Genomic DNA, 17,215 nt, shown 5'->3' with positions numbered 1-17,215 from the left:
GTCACCAGGTGGCGAAGACGCGGGCCTGGCCGCCGGAGCCCTGCTCGTAGGGGATCAGACCGACGACGATGGTCGCGCCCGAGGGCGGGACGCGGTTGAGGTTGGCCAGGTTTTCCAGGCCGTAGCGGTCGGCGCCGAGCAGGGTGACGTGTACGTCGAACGTCTCCGACGGCGCCGGATCGATGCTCATCGTGTCCACGCCCAGCGAAGCCACCCGCCGGTGGCGCAGCAGCCACTCGCAGGCCTCGACCGAGAAGCCGGGGAAATGGTTCCGGTACGCGCCCGCGTCGCCGACCTTGGCGCCCCAGCCGGAATGCATCAGCACGGCCGCGCCGTCGGGGATGCGGCCGTGGCTCCGCTCGTACCCGCGCAGGTCGTCGACGGTGACCATGGTGTCGGGCTCGCGCGCGGCACGGGCCGCGATGTCCACCACGACCGCCGGGGTGATCAGCTCGGACAGGCGCAGCTCGGTGGAGAGGCGCCCGCCCTCGGCGAAGTGGCCGGGCGCGTCGACGTGCGTCCCGGTGTGCTCGATGATCCGCCACTCCTGCATGTAGTAGCCGTCGTGGGGAATGCTGGTGTAGACCCGCCGGGACGGCTCCTCGCCGGCGGTGAAGGCCGGGAACGACGTCGTGTACGGGTACGTGAGGTCCTGCAGGTGGCGCCCGGGCACGGGACGGCCGGTGGGGGCGGCGGACGCGGCCTCGGGGCCGAGGGCGGCGGTGGTCACGGCGGCTGCCGCCCCGATCACGGCGGACCGGCGGGTGAGCTGCGAGCACTTCTCGGTGCACATGTCGTCGAGCATCCCATTCCGGTGCGCTACCGCTCAACAACCGGGAAAAGTCGCCGAAGAGTGGGACGTGAGGTTCGGATGGGTCCGGGCGGACCGCCTGGCCGCGAGCACGGTCGCCGCATGCGGGGTGCTGCTCGCCGGATATCTGGTGTTCTATTTCGGCGGCTGGGGATCGGAGGCGGTCCGGGTCACCGTCGCGGACCTGGCCAACATGCCCAACGCGCTCGTCCTGGCCGTCTTCGGCGTCCGAGTGGCCCGGCAGCCCGAGCAGGACGCCGGCACCCGGCGGGCGTGGTGGTTGATCACCGGTGCGCTGTCCAGTCTGGTGATCGGCAGCGTCGTCTGGTTCGCCGAGCACGACCTGCTGCATCGCGACAGCTATCCGGCCGTCTCCGACTACTTCTTCCTCGCCTTCGTTCCGTTCATGCTGGCCGGCCTGCTCCTGCTGCCCGGCCCGGAACGCAGTCGCCAGGACCGGATCCGGCTGGCCCTGGACGCGCTGATCGTCGGGGTCAGCGCGTTCATGGTGCTGTGGTACCTGGTGCTCGGCCCGCTGCTGGCCAGCCGGGACGCCGGATGGACCGAGCTCGCCTACTCGACCGCGCTGCCGATCGGCGACCTGCTGCTCGTGCTGGCCGTGGCCATGGCCCTGTTCCGGCGCCCGGGCCGGCAGCGGCCGATGTCGCTGCGCCTGCTGACCGGTGCCGTGGTGCTGCAGGTGGTGGCCGACACCGGTTACGCCTGGAGCGCCCTGCACGGCGGCTTCACCGGCACCAACTGGTCGCATCTGGCCTGGCTGTTCGCGTACTACCTGATGGCGGTGGCGGCGTGGCGGGCCCATCGGGAGGCGGCCGAGCCGATTCCCGGCGAGCGGGCGGCCCGCTCGGCGGTCAGCTGGCTGCCGTACGCCGGGGTCGGCCTGGCCTACGCGCTGCTGTCGGCGGTGGCCGGGCGGGGCTCCGACCGCGCCCTCGGCGGCATGATCGTCGGCGCGGTGCTGCTCACCTTCCTGGTGGTGGCCCGGCAGATGTACGCGCTGCGGGAGAACCGCGACCTGGCCGTCACCGACAGCCTGACCGGTCTGGCCAACCGCACCCTGATCACCGAGCGGCTGGCCCAGCTGACCGGCCAGCCGCTGCGGGACGGCAAGCACACCGCGGTGCTGGTGATCGACCTCGACCGGTTCAAACCCATCAACGACACGTACGGGCACGACGCCGGCGACGCGGTGCTGCTGGCCGTGGCCACGGCGCTGCGGGCGGTGATCCGGGCCGGGGACACCGCGGGCCGCCTCGGCGGCGACGAGTTCGCCGTGATCATCAACAACCTGCCGACCATCCGGGCCGCGCTGGCCGTGGCCGAGCGGCTGTCGGACGCGCTGCGTACCCCGGTGATCTTCGGTGATCAGCTGTTGGCGGTGGAGGCGAGCATCGGGGTGGCGGTGCGCGACGCCGAGGCGCCCGGCGGCGAGATCCTGCTGCATCACGCCGAGACGGCGACCGCCGCGGCCAAACGCACCGGACGGTGCACGGTCTACTCGGCCGAGCTGGACACCCGCAGCCGGGACGCCGATCTGCGCCGGGGGATCGCCAACGACGAGTTGGTGGTGAACTTCCAGCCGGTGGTCCGCCTGGACACCGGCCGGCCGGTGGCGGTGGAGGCGCTGGTCCGCTGGCAGCATCCGGCGCGCGGGCTGCTGTTCCCGGGCGAGTTCATCGAGCTGGCCGAGGAGACCGGCGCGATCGTGCCACTGGGCGAGTGGGTGCTGCGCGCCGCCTGCCGGGCCGCCGCCCGCTGGCGGTCCGAGATCCCGGCCGCCCGTGACCTGCTGCTCAGCGTCAACCTGTCGCCCCGGCAGGTGGTGCAGGCGCGGCTGGTCGAGGTGATCCGGGTGATCCTGGCCGAGACCGGGTTCCCGCCCGGCCAGCTGGTGCTGGAGCTGACCGAGAGCGTGGTGCTGGAACCGGACGCGCTGACCGTGGAGCGCCTGGAGACGCTGCGGGACATGGGAGTGCGGTTCGCGGTGGACGACTTCGGCACCGGGTACGCGGCCCTGACGTACCTCCGGCGGCTGCCGGTCAGCGTGCTCAAGATCGACCGCTCGTTCGTGACCGGGATCGCCGACGACGAGAAGGAGCGGGGCGTGGCCGCGGCCGTGGTCGGGCTGGGTGCCGCGTTCGGGCTGACCGTGGTGGCCGAGGGGATCGAGACCGAGGAGCAGGCGGACCGGCTGCGCGAGATGGGTTGCGCCCTCGGGCAGGGCTTCCACTTCTTCCGGCCGCTGTCCGGCGAGGTGCTGGAGCAGCGGCTGATGGCCGGCTCCCAGTAGATTCGGCGGATGGATGCGGATCTGGTGGTGGTCGGCGCGGGCATCGTCGGGCTGGCCGTGGCCCGGGAGCTGCGGCGCCGGCGGCCGGGCGACTCGGTCGTCGTGGTCGACCGGGCCGACCGGGTGGCCGCCCACCAGACCGGCCACAACTCCGGGGTGATCCACGGCGGCGTCTACTACCCACCGGGGTCGTTGAAGGCGCGGTTGTGCGTGCGCGGGGCCAGGATGATGTACGAGTACTGCGCCGCCCACGACATCCCGCACTCCCGGTGCGGCAAGTTGATCGTCGCCGCCGATGATTCGGAACTGACCCGGTTGGAAGCGCTGGAAGAACGCGGCCGGGCCAATCGGGTGCCGGGACTGCGCCGGATCACCGGTGCGGAACTGACCGAGATCGAACCGAACGTCCGCGGGGTGGCGGCCCTGCACGCGCCGGACACCGGAATCGCCGACTTCGCCGCGGTGGCCCGGTCGCTGGCCTCGGAACTGGACGTCCGGCTCGGCGTCGACGTGCGGCGGGTCGATCCCAGCGGTGCGGTCGAGCATGCCGGCGGCCGGCTGACGGCACGGCGGGTGGTGGTCTGCGCCGGGCTGTGGTCAGACCGCCTGGCCGCCGGAAAGGGCCCGCGGATCGTCCCGTTCCGGGGCGCCTACCTGCGGCTGCGGGCACCCGTCACCGGCCACATGATCTATCCGGTGCCGGACCCGCGGCTGCCGTTCCTCGGCGTGCACGTGACCCCGCACGTGGACGGCCACACCATGCTCGGCCCGACCGCGCTGCTGGCGCCGGCCCGGGACGCGTACACGCTGAACCGCTGGCGCCCCCGCGACCTGTGGCAGACCGCGACCTGGCCCGGCACCTGGCGGCTGGGCCGGCGGTTCTGGCGGACCGGCCTGCACGAGCTGCGGATGGCCGTGGACCGGCGGGCCTTCGTACGCGAGGCCGCCCGCTACGTACCGTCGCTGACCACCGCCGACCTGGACGGCACCGTCCACGCCGGCGTGCGGGCCCAGGCCCTGGGCCGCGACGGCGCCCTGGTCGACGACTTCGTGATCGACCGCGCGGGCGTCGTCACGCACGTCCGCAACGCGCCGTCACCGGCCGCCACGTCCGCCTTCGCCCTGGCCGAGGAGATCGCCGGCCGGGTCCTCGCCGGCTGACCGCAGCGACCGCTGATAGTCGGTCGGGGTCCGGCCGTACCGTCGCTTGAAGGCCTTGCCGAAATGGCTGCCGTCGGCGAAGTGCCAGCGGGCGGCCACCTGGGTCACGCTCGCCGGGCCGGACAGAGCGAGCCGGGCCTGCTCCAGCCGCCGGGCCCGGATGTAGCCGGACACCGACTCGCCGCCGGCCGCGAACGCCCGGTGCAGCGTACGGACCGAAACGTGCAACGCGCCGGCCAGCAGCGCCGGGGCCAGCGCCGGGTCGGTGAGGCGGGCGTCGGCGAGGTCCTTGGCCGCCCGGACCAGGGCGTGGGCCAGACGCGGCTCGGTGTCGTCGAACCGGCCCGCGGCGACCGCCCGGACGAGCTCGATCAGGGCATCATGAGCGGCGCGTACGCCCGGCGCGGTCAGCTCGCCCAGCGTGTCGTGGACGGCGCCGACGTGGGCCAGCAGCACCCGCACCTCGGCCGACGTCACCGGCCCGGTCACCGTGCGGCCGCCCAGCAGTGACTCGAGCAGGTCCCGGGGCAGCCGCAGCACCTGGGCCGCGGTGTGCCGGCCGACCTCGAACCCGGACCTCCGCCCGCCGGGCCGGAGCAGGAACCCGCCCCCGGGCACTGTCGCACCCGGCCCGGCCAGCGTCCACCGTCCCCGGTGTACGGCCCACAGCTGCACCTGGTCCTCGGTGTCACCGGTCTCGTCGGCGGTGCGGATCAGCGACTCGGTCCACATCGTCGTGATGGCCACGTCGTGCAGCCGGGCCGCGCGTACCCGGCCGCGGAGATAACCCGAACTGAACGCCGGCAGCGGGAACGACGCGCCGATCGACGCGAGCCAGCCGGAGCGGAAGGCGTCCATCCCGCCCGGGCCGCCGACCTCCAGCGCCAGGGTTCTGGTGCCCGTCATGTCGCTCATGTTCGGATCGGCGGCGCTCAGATACAAGCCCCGGCCGGGCCGGGCGGCCAAGGTTGACCCCCGGACACACCCAGCAGAGAGGACGATCGTGAAACTCGGTCTCTACATCGCCGACTTCACCTTTGCCGACGGACCGGGCGGCCTGGGCCCGACGTTGGCCCGGATCGCCCGGGAGGCGGAGGACGCCGGGTTCGACCGGCTCGCCGTGATGGACCACCTCTGGCAACACCCGACCGTGCACCCGGAGCGGGCCGAGGAGTTCGAGATGCTCGAGGCGTACACGACGCTTGCCCATCTCGCCGCGCACACCTCCCGGGTCAAGCTGCTGGCCCTGGTCACCGCGGTCTCCTACCGGGCCCCGGCGATGCTGGCCAAGCTGGTCACGACGCTCGACGTGCTGTCCGGGGGACGGGCGATCCTCGGGCTCGGGGCCGGCTCGTACCCGGAGGAAGCCCGTGGTCTGGATCTGCCCTTCCCGCCCCTGGGCGAACGGTTCGACCAGGTCGAGGCGACGCTGCGGGTGTGCCGGGACATGTTCGCGGGCCGCGGCGACCGGCTGAATCACCCGGCGCCGCTGAGCCGGCCGCGACCGCCGATCCTGGTCGGCGGCGGAGGCGAGACGCGGACGCTGCGGCTGGTGGCCGAGTATGCCGACGCCTGCAACTTTTTCGGTGCCGACGACCTGCCCCGCAAGCTGCGCCTGCTGCGGGAGCACTGCGACCGGGCCGGCCGCGACTTCGACGAGATCGAGAAGTCGGTGATGCACGGCTACTTCGACCCCGACGACGCCGGCCTGCCGGCCGACCTGGAGCGGTACGCGGCCCTGGGCTTCACCGTGGCCTATGGCGGCGTGCCCCGGGTGGACGAGCCGCGGCAGCTCCGGGCCATGGCCGAGCGGGTGATCCCGGCGGCGGCCAAGCTCGGCTGAGAATATTCTCCGGACCGGAGTGCACAGAACCGGGCGCAGCCGCATCTCAGGGAATGTGACCAACGAGAACCCGGAAACCATTCAGCTCGGTGAGGCCCTGCTGGGCGCCGAGCAGCAGCCCAAGAACCGCCGTCGCCGTCTGATCGCCCAGACCGCCGGTGGCGCGCTGCTGGGGGCCGCTGTGATCAGCGGTGCCTTCGCGCTTCCCCACGCCTTCTCCGCGAAGTCGTCGGACACCTCCGCCGGCGTCGGCGGGACCGCTGTCGTGCAGCCGGGCGCCGCCCCGGCCGCCAGCGCGTCCCCGCTCAGCCCGACCGAGCTCAACAAGAAGCTCATCGAGGCCGGCAAGCTGCCCCCGGCCGGCGACGACGCCCACCCCAACGCCGGCCCCGGCATCTCCAAGGCCGAGGAGAAGGCGCTCGACAAGTACTTCGCCGCCGGCTACGAGCTCGGTGAGGCCCGCAAGCTGCAGAAGATCTGGAAGATGGAGGACAAGGAGCTCCTCCAGGTCAAGTCCATCGCCGGGCAGAAGCTGCTGGACGGCAAGAAGCTGCCGATCAAGCCGGGCAACACCGCCCCGCCGCAGACCTCGGCCGAGCAGAAGCAGGTCGACGCCTTCTTCAAGAAGGGCTACGACTACGACGACGCCGCCCAGCTGGCCAAGCTGTGGAAGCTGGAGAGCCCGTACGACGGCAAGGTCGCCGGCGGCAAGAAGATCCTGGCCGGCGAGACCCTGCCGATCAAGCCCTGATCAAAGCACGCCCCGGCTGGTTACCACGGCCGCAGCCGTCAGTCGTCCCCGACGACACGGTTGCGGCCGTTGTGCTTGGCGGCGTAGAGGTTGCGGTCGGCCCGGGACAGTACGGCCGACGGCGACAGATCGCCGTCGAACACCGTCGTGATGCCGATGCTCGCCGTCACCGGCAGCGTGCCCGTGATCGTCGACCAGGGATAGTCGGCGATCCGCCGGCGCAACGCCTCGCAGCGTCGCTCCGCCTCGTCCGCCTCGGTGGCCGGGAAGATCAGCACGAACTCCTCGCCGCCCATCCGGGCCGCGAACTCCCGCTCGCCGGCCGCGTCGCTGAGCAACTGGCCCAGGTGCTGCAGCACGGTGTCACCGGTGTTGTGCGACAGCGTGTCGTTGATTCGCTTGAAGTGGTCCAGGTCGACCAGGGCCAGCGACAACGGCGTGCCGTCGAAGGACACCTCGCCGAGCAGCGCGGGCATCCGCTCGTTGACGTACCGGCGGTTGTAGAGGCCGGTCAGCGCATCCCGGTGAGCCATCTCGCGGAAGTGCTCGCCGACCCGGCGGGCCTCCTCGGCGTCGTAGACGGCCTGCAGCGCGTGCGCCCGGGCCTCACGGGCCAGCGAGGACAGCGCGTTCATCTCGCCGTGGAACGCGCGGTGCTCGTGGTACGCCTTCTCGAACTGCCCGGTCGCCGCGAACAGGGCGGCCTGCTCCTCACGGCCCAGCGCCCGGATCCGGTGCAGGCCACGCTCCTCGGCCAGGGCCAGGACGCCGCCGAGCGCCTGCTGGGCCTCGTCGTAGCGGCCGGCCAGCCGGCAGGCCAGCGCCAGCGAGTGCAGGCAGATGGCGATCGCGTCACCCTCGTTGCCGTCCACCGTCGACGCCGGGTCGAGCACCGCGCGCAGGGTCGCGATGGCCCGGTCGTAGTCGCCGGTCATCATCTCGATGCGGGCGATCGTGTCGAGCTGCCCGGCGCTGAACGAGAACGCGTGCTTGGCCTCGATGTCGCGCATGCGCTGGACCAGGGCCAGGGCCAGCGGCTCGTTCTCGCGCTCGTACTCGGTGTAGGCCATGCTGTTCAGGATCTGCACGGTCAGCTCGCTGTCGCCGGCCGCGATGGCCAGGTCGAGCGCCTCCTGGAAGCGCCGGTCGCCCTCGGCGTGGTGGCCGTTCTCGTCGACGGCGATGGCCATCCGCACCACGTGCCGGGCCCGGATGTGCGGCGGCACGTCGTCGGGCAGGCAGGAAACGCACTCTACGCCGTGCGTGTGCGCGGACTCCAGGTCGCCGACCAGGCGGTAGAACATGCTGAGTTCCTGATGCGCCCGCGCGGTCAGATAGCGGTGACCGTTCTGCTGCGCCCAGGCCAGCACGTCGTGGGCCTCGCGGCCGTTTTCCTCGATCTTGCCCTCGCGCAGGCCGACGCTCATCACGACCAGGCGGGCGCGCTGGGCGATCTCGGTCTCGCCCAGCTCCTCGGCGCGCAGACGGATCGCGGTGGCCGGTTCGACCAGCGTACGCAGCGCCGACACGGGCCGTGCCTCGAGCTCGACCACGGCGTCCCGGAGAACAGCCGCCTCATCCTCGACCAGTGCGGGGGCGGTCACAGCGCGGCTCCCAACGTCATCGTCGACCAGCGCATCGCGGCCATCACGCTGCCCACCAGGTCCTCCCCGCGGTATGCGGTGGCGGCTTCGGTCAGGTCGCCGTGCTCGTACGCGCTGACCACCCGCAACACCTGCCCGAGGGCCCCGGTGCCACGGGTCAGCGCCGTCCCGATCTCCGGGCTCAGCGGCAGCTGGTGCGCGAGCGCCGCCGGCGTGGTGCCGAGCAGCTGCGCGACCGCCGAGATCAGGCCGGCCATGAACGCCGCGTCCGGGCTCACCGTGAACGACGGCGCGATGTTCTCGCACAGCCGGGCCCGGGTCAGCGCGTCGCCCATCTGCGCCGGGGTGGCGTCGGAGGCCTCCTCGACGGCCATCAGCATCGCCCAGCGGCGTACCTGGGCCAGACCGACCAGGACCACCGCCTGCCGCACCGACGACACCCGCCCCGGCATGCCCACCGCGGCCGAGTTCGTGGCCCGCAGCAGCCGCAGGGTCAACGCCGGATCGGCGGCGATGATCTCCAGCACCTTGTCCAGGTCACCGTCGGCCCCGCTGAGCGCGCCGAGCAGCTGCAGGCTGCGCATCCGGGACGGGGTGAGCGCGGTCGCGGTGAGCACCTGGGGGCGGCTGAGCACGTAGCCCTGCCGCAGCTCGACGCCGAGCCGGTTGGTCAGCGCCAGCTGCTCGCCGGTCTCCAGGCCCTCGGCGACCAGCACGATGCCCGGGTACGCGCGGCTGCGGCGCACCGCCTCCTCGACCTCGGCCGGGTCGGACTTCAACAGATCGAGCTTGACGTACGAGGCCAGCGGCAACAGTCGCTCATGGGCGGTGCCGATCTCGAAGTCGTCGAGGGCGATCCGGTAGCCGGCCTCGGCCAGCGCGGTCACGCCGGCCACCACCTCGTCGTCCACGGTGATGCTCTCCAGCACCTCCAGCACCACACCCTCCGGTCCGAACGGGAGGATCAGCTCGCCGACCAGGAACTCGCGGGTGACGTTGATGAAGCAGGTGCGGTCGCCGACCACCTCGTCCACGCCGAACTCGGCGAACGCGTTGAGGATGACCTGGCTGGTGGCGTAGGCGTCGCGCCGGTCGGCGTCGATCGCGTCCATCCGGCCGCGGAAGAGCAGCTCGTACGCCACGACATCACCGGCCGCATCGAAGATGGGCTGGCGGGCCACGTGCACCAGGCGGGTGCCGGGGCTGAGCGACGGTACGGGCGGGGGGATCACGAAGCGTCAGATCGACGCGACCGGCCCGATCCTGAGGTTTTGGGCCGCATGAGGTTCCCGGGCGTCGTGGTCACCCGCCGCGGCCTGACCCCCGCCGGTCGGGCCGGCGGCCATCGGAGACGGCCGGGCCGATCAGCCGGTCCCGTACGGCCAGCCGTCCCCGGTGCAGCCGGGACTTCATCGCGGCCAGACTGAGCCCGAGCGCCTCGGCCACCCGCCGGCCCGGCAGGTTGTGCAGGTCGCGCAGGATCAGGACGGCGCGCTGGTCGGCCGGGAGAGCGGCGATCGCGGAGGCCATCCGCTCGGCCTCCCAGCGGCGGAGCGCCTCATCCTCGGCCGAGGGCGCGTTTCGACCCGTGATGTCCGGCTCCGGGCGCAGCATCGCCCGGCCCCGGCGCAGGCACTCGTTGGCGACGACGCGGAACAGCCACGAGCTCAACGCACCCGCGGTCCGGAGCGTGCTGATCCGCCGGTACAGGATGATCATCGCCTCTTGGGCCGCGTCCTCGGCGTCGTGACTGTTCGCGCACAGGGCGAAGGCGAACCGGCGGACGTGCGGGTGCGAGCCCGCCACCAGCTCCGTGAGTGAGGCCTGGTCGCCGGCCCGCGCCGCCGCCACGATCCGTTCCGCCGGCCAAGCCGATCTCGTCACCGTACGCACCTCCCGGACGCGTTTCCCGGCCGGACGGACCGGCCGGTCATCAGAGGGCGGCGACCCCGGAAAGGATTCCCGGAATCCTTCTCGCCCCCGGCCGCCTCTCATGCCGAAAGAGACCGTCGAAGGGACTAGATCATGGGGTACGGCATTCTGCTGGTGCACGGCGCCTGGCACACCGGGCGGACCTGGCGGCACCTGGCCGCCCGGCTGCGGGCGCGGGACATTCCGGTGGCCGTGGCCGAATTGCACCGCGGCACGCTCGCCGCTGATGTCGAGGCGGCGGCCCAGGCGGCTAAGTCGCTGGGCGGACCGGTGATCGCCTGCGGCCACTCGTACGGCGGGATGGTGATCTCCGGTCTGCCGCCGGAGCTCGTCGCGCATCTGATCTATCTGGCCGCCCCCATGCCGGACGCCGGCGAGACCACGCTGGGGATGATCGCCCCATTCCCGACCGACCTGCTCAGCTGTCTGATCCCGGGGCCGGGCGACACCACCACCATCGACCCGGCGCGGGCGGGGGAACTCCTGCACCACCAGCTCGCCCCGGCCCGGCGCCGGGAGCACGTGGCGGAGCTGGTGCCCCAGGTGATGACCGCGGGCCACGAGCCCGCGGCCACGGCGACCTGGCGCTCACGGCCGAGCACCTACGTGATCTGTGCCGAGGACCGAACGGTGCATCCGAGCCTGCAGCGACACCTCAGCACCCGGGCCACCTCGTCGGTCACGCTGTCCAGCGACCACGGCTGCTACCTCTCCCACGAGGAGGAGGTGGCCGCCCTGCTCAGCGAGCTGGCCAACGGTTAGGCACCGATGTCCGGGACTAGGCGCGGGTCAGCTGGGAACGCAGGTGGCGGCTGGAGGCGCTGGACACCTGCTCGGCCACCGCGTCGCGGATCAGGCTGCTGCGATGCCGGACGTGCCCGTCGCCGTCCTCGGCCAGCAGGTGCGCGTGGACCAGCCGGTCGATGCAGGCCAGCACGTCGGTCACCGGGCGGCCGGTGAGCCGGGCCAGATCGTCCACGGTCAGTTCGCCGAGGGCGGCGCACAATCGCAGCACCTCCCAGCCGGGTTCCGGCATCCACCCGGTGCGGGTCCGCGCCACCTGCATGGCCACCGCCGCGGTCACCTCGGGCCCGCGCTCGGCCACCGCGACCAGCGCGGCGATGCCGCCGGTGCGTTCGGTCAGCTTCTCGTCGAGGCGTTCCAGGTCGGTTTCGGTGAGCGGGCCCAGCCGGAGGACGAGCGGGCTGCCCAGGCCGCCGATCGGGCGGCCGCGGATCTGCGACGGGTAGCGGTAGGTGAGCACCACCCGCAGCTTCGCGCAGTGGCGGCCCAGCCAGGCCAGTTCGGCCACGCTGACGTCGTCCAGGTTCTCGGCGTCGTCCACGGCGATGAGCAGCGGCTCGGGGCCGCACAGGGCGTCGGCGATCGCGGCCAGTTCCTCGCGGCGCAGCGCCCGCTGTTCGGTCATCGCGGCCTCGACGGTGGCCGGCACGACGCCGCGGACGCCCAGGTCGGCCAGGGCGCTGTGCAGCCAGGTGAGCCGCAGCGCGCCGGCCGAGGCGGGGCCGTGGCCGATGCCGACCCGGGCCGGTGAGCGGCGGCGCAGTTCGTCGAGCAGGGCGGTCTTCCCGGCGCCGCTCGGGCCGACCAGGTGGACGACGGGTACGCGGTCGTCGCTGAGCAGAAGCTCGATCTCGGCGTTGCGGCCGAGGAAGCGCTGCCGGGGTGCTTCCGGCACGGGACCGGGGCGCGGTTCCTCGGCCGGCGGGGAAGCCAGCGCGGGGGTGGAGGTGCGGCTGAGCAGGACGTTGCGCTGCAGTTCGGCGGTACGGGCGGACGGCGCCACGCCCAGCTCGTCGTCCAGGGCCTTGCGGCACCGCTCGTAGAGGCGCAGCGCGTCGTCGGGGCGCCCGAGCGCGGCGGCGGCCATCATGCCGGTCTGGTAGGCGGCCTCCAGGAACGGGTCGAGTTCGATGGCGGCCAGGGCCAGGCGCAGGGCCCGGGCCGGGTCGCGGTCCATGATCCCGTCGGCGATCTCCAGGTTGGCGTTCTGCAGCACGCCGCGGACCTCGTTGCGGACCGGTTCGGCCCAGTCGGCGTACGGGTCGTCGGCGAACGGCAGCTCGTGCGCCAGCGTGCAGATCTCCTGCTGTACGGCGAGCCGCTCGGGTGTCCCGGTGGCGACCAGGTCGAGGCCGCGGATGCGGTGGTGCAGGTCGGCCAGGTCGAGCCAGGCGCGGGTGGTGTCGAAGAGGTAGCCGCCGGCCCGGGTGACGATGAAGTGCGTGGCGGCGGTGCCGTCGGGCTGGAGGCGGCGGCGGATCACCGAGACGTAGTGCTCGAGCGCGGCCACGTGGTTGCCGGGCAGGTCGCGGCCCCAGACGGCGTCGGCCAGGGCGTCCTTGGACTGGATCCGGTCGTAGCGGGCGGCGAGCACGCTGAGGACCTGGCGGGCACGCCGCGGCAGCCCGGTGGCGGGCAGGGTGATGCCGTCGTCGCCGGCCACGTCGAGCCGGCCGAGCACGCGAACCCGCATGGCGCCCTCCTGTAGGACCTGCTGTTCAGATCGGCAGGCGGACGCCCGGCCTGAAGCCTTTCGTCCGGGTAACCGCTTCCCCATGTTTCACACTGATTTCCTCAGATAACGCGGATAGACGTGCGTTGATGATGAGAAAGCGCTTCCCCAACAGGCATACTCCCGACACCGTTTCCCGCGGAGGTTATGAGATGCGCAAATCCCCCTTCCTCAGATCCCTGCTCGCCGCCACCCTGGTCGCGAGCGTCACGGTGATCGCCGCCGCCACTCCGGCGCAGGCGGTCACCCGCACGGTCCAGGCCGAGTCGTACGCCGCCCAGTCCGGCGTCGTCCTGGAACAGACCGGCGACTCCGGCGGTGGCCAGAACGCCTCCTACCTCGCCAACGGCGACTGGATGCGCTACGACAACGTCGACCTCGGCGCGGCCGGCAACCTGGTCGTCCAGGCCCGGGTCGCGTCGGTGCCCGGCGGCGGCACAGTCGAGCTGCGCACCGGCTCGGCCACCGGCCCGCTGCTGACCACGTTCACTGTCACCGGCACCGGCGGCTGGCAGACCTGGGCCACCCTCAGCAACACGGTGGCCAGCCACCCGACCGGCGCGCAGACCGTGTTCGCGGTCCTGCGCAACGGCGGCGGCGACTTCGTCAACATCAACTGGTTCTCGTTCGGTGACGGCACGCCCGGCGGACCCGGCTGGGTGGACCTGGACCAGGCGGCCTGGCAGCAGCAGCTGGCCCAGTTCAACGCCATCCCCAACCGGACCATCCCGCCGAACGCGGTCCGGGTGCCGGAGTTCAACGCCACCTGCTCGTACAGCCACTCCAAGCCGGACGACCCGATCGTGTTCCCGAACATGCCGGGCGCCTCGCACATGCACAGCTTCCTCGGCAACCCCAGCACCAACGCCGCCACCACGACGCAGACGCTCCTGCAGAACGCCGGCACCACCTGCCGGCCGGGCCAGGACCTGTCGGCGTACTGGATCCCCAGCCTGACCGACCGCGGCCAGGTCATCGAGCCCAACGACGTGGTCGTCTACTACGGCTCGCGGCTGCCCGACCCGACCGCGACCAAGCCGTTCCCGCAGGGCTTCCGGTACATCGCCGGCGACGCGCGGCGGCAGGTGCCGACCCCGGCCGGATCGGTCAACGCCTTCTACTGCGCCGGGCCGGGTGGCGAGATCGGCCGCAGCGCGGACGGCAACTGGCCGATCTGCGCGCCGACCGCCAACCTGATGTTCCAGCTGGTCTTCCCGGACTGCTGGGACGGCATCCACCTGGACAGCCCGTCGCACAAGGAGCACGTCGCCTACACGTACAACGGCGTCTGCTCGGGCCAGTTCCCGGTGGCCATCCCGTCGGTGTCGTTCCTGATCGCGTACCCGACCTCGGGCAGTTCCCAGGGCTTCACGCTGGCCTCGGGCATGGCGTCCTCGATGCACGGTGACGCGTGGATGGCCTGGGACAACGCCGCCCTCGGGCAGCGGGTCAAGAACTGCGTCGTCCAGAACGCCAAGTGCAACAGCGCCGGTAACTACTAGTACCCCCTAGCCGGACGGGGCGGCGGTCGCATAACGTCGCGGGTGGCCATCGATGTTTGTCCATGGAGGCTTCCCTGTGCACGTGCTGCTGACCGCCGCCCTCGTCCTCTCCATGGCTCCGGCCCCGGCCGCACCGGCGGCGGCTCCGCACGAGTGGGGCATCGGCCCGGCGCGACTCGCCCTGGAGGACGGGCGGCTGAGCTTCGGGCTGGACCCGCTGCCCCCGGCGCCGATCGGAATCCGCACGACGGCCGCCGACCTCAGCAGCGGGCTGTCGTTCGTCCGGCGCAGCAACCGCACGGTCCGCGAGAAGTACACGATGACCACCGGTAAGCAGCTCAAACGCGACACCACTCTGCGTGAGTCGACGTTCGACTTCACCGGCGCGGGCGGGGCGCGGCTCCAGGTGGTGGTGCGGGTCTCGGACGAGGGTGCCGCCTACCGGTACGTGCTGCCGGACGGAGCCACCGTCACCGGCGAGGCCTCGTCCTACGCCATCCCGGCCGACGCCGGGGCGTGGCTGCTGCCGTACACCCCGAACTACGAGGAGACCCGGATCCAGACCACGGCGGGCGCCGCCCCGGCCGCCGACTACGGGTTCCCGTCGCTGTTCCGGATCGGCGAGAAATACGTGCTGCTGAGCGAGTCGGATGTGGACGGCCGCTACGACGGAGCACGGCTGACGCACTCGAGCTCCGCCTTCAGCCCGGCCAAGGGTGGCGGTGGGGCTGCGGTCGGCGCGTACACCATCAAGCTGGCCGACCCGCGGATCACCGCGACCGGACCACTCAGCACCCCGTGGCGCGTCGCCGTCGTCGGCGACCTCGCCACCGTCACCGAGAGCACCCTGACCGACGACCTCGCACCACCATCCAAGATCGAGGACACTTCCTGGGTACGCCCGGGCGTCGTCGCCTGGTCCTGGCTGTCCGAGCACGCCAGCCCGGCCGACCCCGTCCGCCAGAAGCAGTACATCGACTTCGCCGCGCGCAACCGCTGGCCCTACGTGCTGATCGACGAGGGCTGGAACGCGTCCTGGGTGCCCGACGTGGTCCGCTACGCCCGGTCCCGCGGCGTCGACGTGCTGCTCTGGTTCCACTGGAGCGCGTTCGACACCCAGGCCGAACGCGACACCACGCTGCCACTGATCAAGTCGTGGGGCGTGGCCGGCGTGAAGATCGACTTCATGGACTCGGACAGCCAGGCCCGCTTCCAGTGGTACGACCAGATCCTCCCGGCCACCGCCGCGCAGCACCTGATGGTCAATTTCCACGGCGCCACCATCCCCCGCGGCATCCAGCGCACCTGGCCGCACGTGCTGACCCAGGAGGCGGTACGCGGCGCCGAGCAGTTCCGCACCCGCGCGGCGACCAACACGATCTTCCCGTTCACCCGCAACGTCACCGGCGGCATGGACTACACGCCGGTGACCTGGGCGGTGACCGACCGGGACACCACCGACGCCCACGAGGTGGCGCTGTCGGTGGTGTACGAGTCGGGCTGGCAGCACCTGGCCGACCGCTTCGAGACGTACGAGTCGCATCCCGAGGCCCTGCGCACCCTCGACCAGATCCCGACCGTGTGGGACGAGACCCGCCTCGTCTCAGGTGCACCCGGCGCGTCGGCGGTCATCGCCCGCCGGTCGGGCCGGCGGTGGTGGATCGGCGGCATCAGCGCCGTCGCCGCCCACACCGAGTCCATCGACCTCTCCTTCGCCGGCGCCGGCCGCTGGCTCGCCGAGACGCTGCGCGACGGTGACCACGGGCTGATCCGGGAAAGCCGCATCGTCCGGCGGGCCGACGAGCTGGCCGTGCCGGTGGCCACCAACGGCGGGTTCGTGACCGCGCTCTGCCCGTACACCGGATCGGCGACCTGCGACCAGCCGATCGAGCCGGTGCCGGCGACGACCTTGACCGTCGACCCGCCGTCCGCCACGGTTTCGCCCGGCCAAGCCGTCCACGTCTCCGCCACCTTCACCCTGCCGGCCGGCGGCCCGATCACCGACGTCCGCCTCGCCCCCGCGTCCGGCGGCGACCCGGTCACCGCGGCCCGCCTCCGCGGCGGCCAGTCCCTCTCCGGCGACTGGACGCTGACCGCCCCCACCGGCGTGACCGGCCCGGCCGACCTGCCGATCGTGGCCACCTACCGCTGGCACGGGGAGACCGTGCACGTCGAGCAGGCGGTGCGTCTGTTCATCCCGCCGCCCGCCCCGACCGGCGACGCGTGGGTCAGCGACCTGCCGTTCCTCAACGAGTCCAACGGCTGGGGCCCGATCGAACGCGACCGCTCCAACGGCGAGAACGCCCCCGCCGACGGCAACCCGATCACCCTGCGCGGCACGGTATATCCCAAGGGCCTCGGCACCCACGCTCCCGCCGAGGTGACCGTGTGGCTGGGCGGCGCTTGTACGTCGTTCACGGCCTCGGCCGGCGTCGACGACGAGGTGACCTCCCCCGGCTCGGTGGCCTTCGAGGTGCTCGGCGACGACCGTTCCCTGACGACCACCGGCGTCCTGCGCGGCACCGACCCGGCCCAGCCGATCACCGCCGACGTGACCGGCGTCAACCGCCTCACCCTGCGCGTGACCGACGGCGGCGACAACAAGAACTTCGACCACGCCGACTGGGCCGCTGCCCGCCTGACCTGCGGAACCTAGGGTCGGGCGGCCGAGGACGGCGACGGGCGCGTCCGGCCCCACAGCGGCCTGATCCGCGACGCCGTGGCCGAGCAGCTGACCTGCGCGTGACAGCAGGCGGTCCCACAA

The 17,215-nt window shown here is 72.5% G+C and carries 13 protein-coding genes; 7 read left to right on the top strand and 6 right to left on the bottom strand.

Annotated features, from left to right (window positions below; genetic code table 11):
* Window position 1: 1 nt before the first annotated feature.
* Complete coding sequence (locus ACGFIO_RS30615) at window positions 2-793, bottom strand: cyclase family protein (protein ID WP_392831207.1); 792 nt, start codon at window positions 791-793, stop codon at window positions 2-4.
* A gap of 67 nt (window positions 794-860) precedes the next feature.
* Here ACGFIO_RS30615 and ACGFIO_RS30610 point away from each other — a divergent pair, with 67 nt between their 5' ends.
* Window positions 861-3,122, top strand: coding sequence for a putative bifunctional diguanylate cyclase/phosphodiesterase (locus ACGFIO_RS30610; RefSeq protein ID WP_392831205.1), 2,262 nt, complete (start codon window positions 861-863; stop codon window positions 3,120-3,122).
* Window positions 3,123-3,131: 9 nt separating this feature from the next.
* On the top strand, window positions 3,132-4,283 hold the full coding sequence (gene lhgO, locus ACGFIO_RS30605) for an L-2-hydroxyglutarate oxidase (RefSeq protein WP_392831202.1): 1,152 nt from the start codon (window positions 3,132-3,134) through the stop codon (window positions 4,281-4,283).
* Here lhgO and ACGFIO_RS30600 read toward each other — a convergent pair.
* Entirely contained in the window at window positions 4,218-5,189 is a 972-nt protein-coding gene (locus ACGFIO_RS30600; RefSeq protein WP_392831199.1) for a helix-turn-helix transcriptional regulator, read from the bottom strand. The two genes, lhgO and ACGFIO_RS30600, sit on opposite strands and share 66 nt — an antisense overlap.
* A gap of 97 nt (window positions 5,190-5,286) precedes the next feature.
* Between ACGFIO_RS30600 and ACGFIO_RS30595 the strand changes: the two genes are divergently transcribed.
* The gene (locus ACGFIO_RS30595) at window positions 5,287-6,126 is read left to right on the top strand and encodes an LLM class flavin-dependent oxidoreductase (protein ID WP_392831197.1); all 840 of its coding nucleotides are present in this window, start codon (window positions 5,287-5,289) and stop codon (window positions 6,124-6,126) included.
* A 55-nt stretch (window positions 6,127-6,181) separates the two neighbouring features.
* Window positions 6,182-6,877 carry a hypothetical protein gene (locus tag ACGFIO_RS30590; protein ID WP_392831194.1) on the top strand — a complete coding sequence of 232 codons (696 nt, stop codon included), beginning with the start codon at window positions 6,182-6,184 and terminating at the stop codon, window positions 6,875-6,877.
* A 38-nt stretch (window positions 6,878-6,915) separates the two neighbouring features.
* Here the strand turns inward: ACGFIO_RS30590 and ACGFIO_RS30585 are convergent, their stop codons facing one another.
* The 3 genes from ACGFIO_RS30585 to ACGFIO_RS30575 all read right to left on the bottom strand — a co-directional run bounded on the left by ACGFIO_RS30585 (window position 6,916) and on the right by ACGFIO_RS30575 (window position 10,365).
* Window positions 6,916-8,481, bottom strand: a complete 1,566-nt coding sequence (locus ACGFIO_RS30585) for a diguanylate cyclase (protein WP_392831192.1) — start codon at window positions 8,479-8,481, stop codon at window positions 6,916-6,918.
* Window positions 8,478-9,713 (bottom strand): EAL and HDOD domain-containing protein, encoded by a 1,236-nt coding sequence (locus ACGFIO_RS30580; protein ID WP_392831189.1) that lies wholly within the window; start codon window positions 9,711-9,713, stop codon window positions 8,478-8,480. Before ACGFIO_RS30580 ends, ACGFIO_RS30585 begins: the two co-directional genes overlap by 4 nt.
* A gap of 70 nt (window positions 9,714-9,783) precedes the next feature.
* A complete protein-coding gene (locus tag ACGFIO_RS30575; RefSeq protein ID WP_392831187.1) occupies window positions 9,784-10,365 on the bottom strand; it encodes an RNA polymerase sigma factor in 582 nt (193 codons plus the stop codon).
* 141 nt (window positions 10,366-10,506) lie between these two features.
* Between ACGFIO_RS30575 and ACGFIO_RS30570 the strand changes: the two genes are divergently transcribed.
* On the top strand, window positions 10,507-11,175 hold the full coding sequence (locus ACGFIO_RS30570; RefSeq protein WP_392831185.1) for an alpha/beta hydrolase: 669 nt from the start codon (window positions 10,507-10,509) through the stop codon (window positions 11,173-11,175).
* A gap of 16 nt (window positions 11,176-11,191) precedes the next feature.
* On the opposite strand, the gene ACGFIO_RS30565 is transcribed toward ACGFIO_RS30570, so the two are convergent.
* Complete coding sequence (locus tag ACGFIO_RS30565; protein WP_392831183.1) at window positions 11,192-12,910, bottom strand: BTAD domain-containing putative transcriptional regulator; 1,719 nt, start codon at window positions 12,908-12,910, stop codon at window positions 11,192-11,194.
* 191 nt (window positions 12,911-13,101) lie between these two features.
* Between ACGFIO_RS30565 and ACGFIO_RS30560 the strand changes: the two genes are divergently transcribed.
* Together ACGFIO_RS30560 and ACGFIO_RS30555 are read left to right on the top strand one after the other, a co-directional pair.
* Entirely contained in the window at window positions 13,102-14,451 is a 1,350-nt protein-coding gene (locus ACGFIO_RS30560) for a DUF1996 domain-containing protein (protein ID WP_392831181.1), read from the top strand.
* Between the two features lie 76 nt (window positions 14,452-14,527).
* Window positions 14,528-17,107 carry a glycoside hydrolase family 97 catalytic domain-containing protein gene (locus tag ACGFIO_RS30555; RefSeq protein ID WP_392831179.1) on the top strand — a complete coding sequence of 860 codons (2,580 nt, stop codon included), beginning with the start codon at window positions 14,528-14,530 and terminating at the stop codon, window positions 17,105-17,107.
* Window positions 17,108-17,215: the final 108 nt, after the last annotated feature.

The organism is Actinoplanes sp. NPDC049265 (assembly GCF_043197135.1).
Classification (GTDB): domain Bacteria; phylum Actinomycetota; class Actinomycetes; order Mycobacteriales; family Micromonosporaceae; genus Actinoplanes.
The sequence above is the reverse complement of the archived record's forward strand: the minus strand, read 5'-3'. Positions and strand labels throughout refer to the sequence as shown.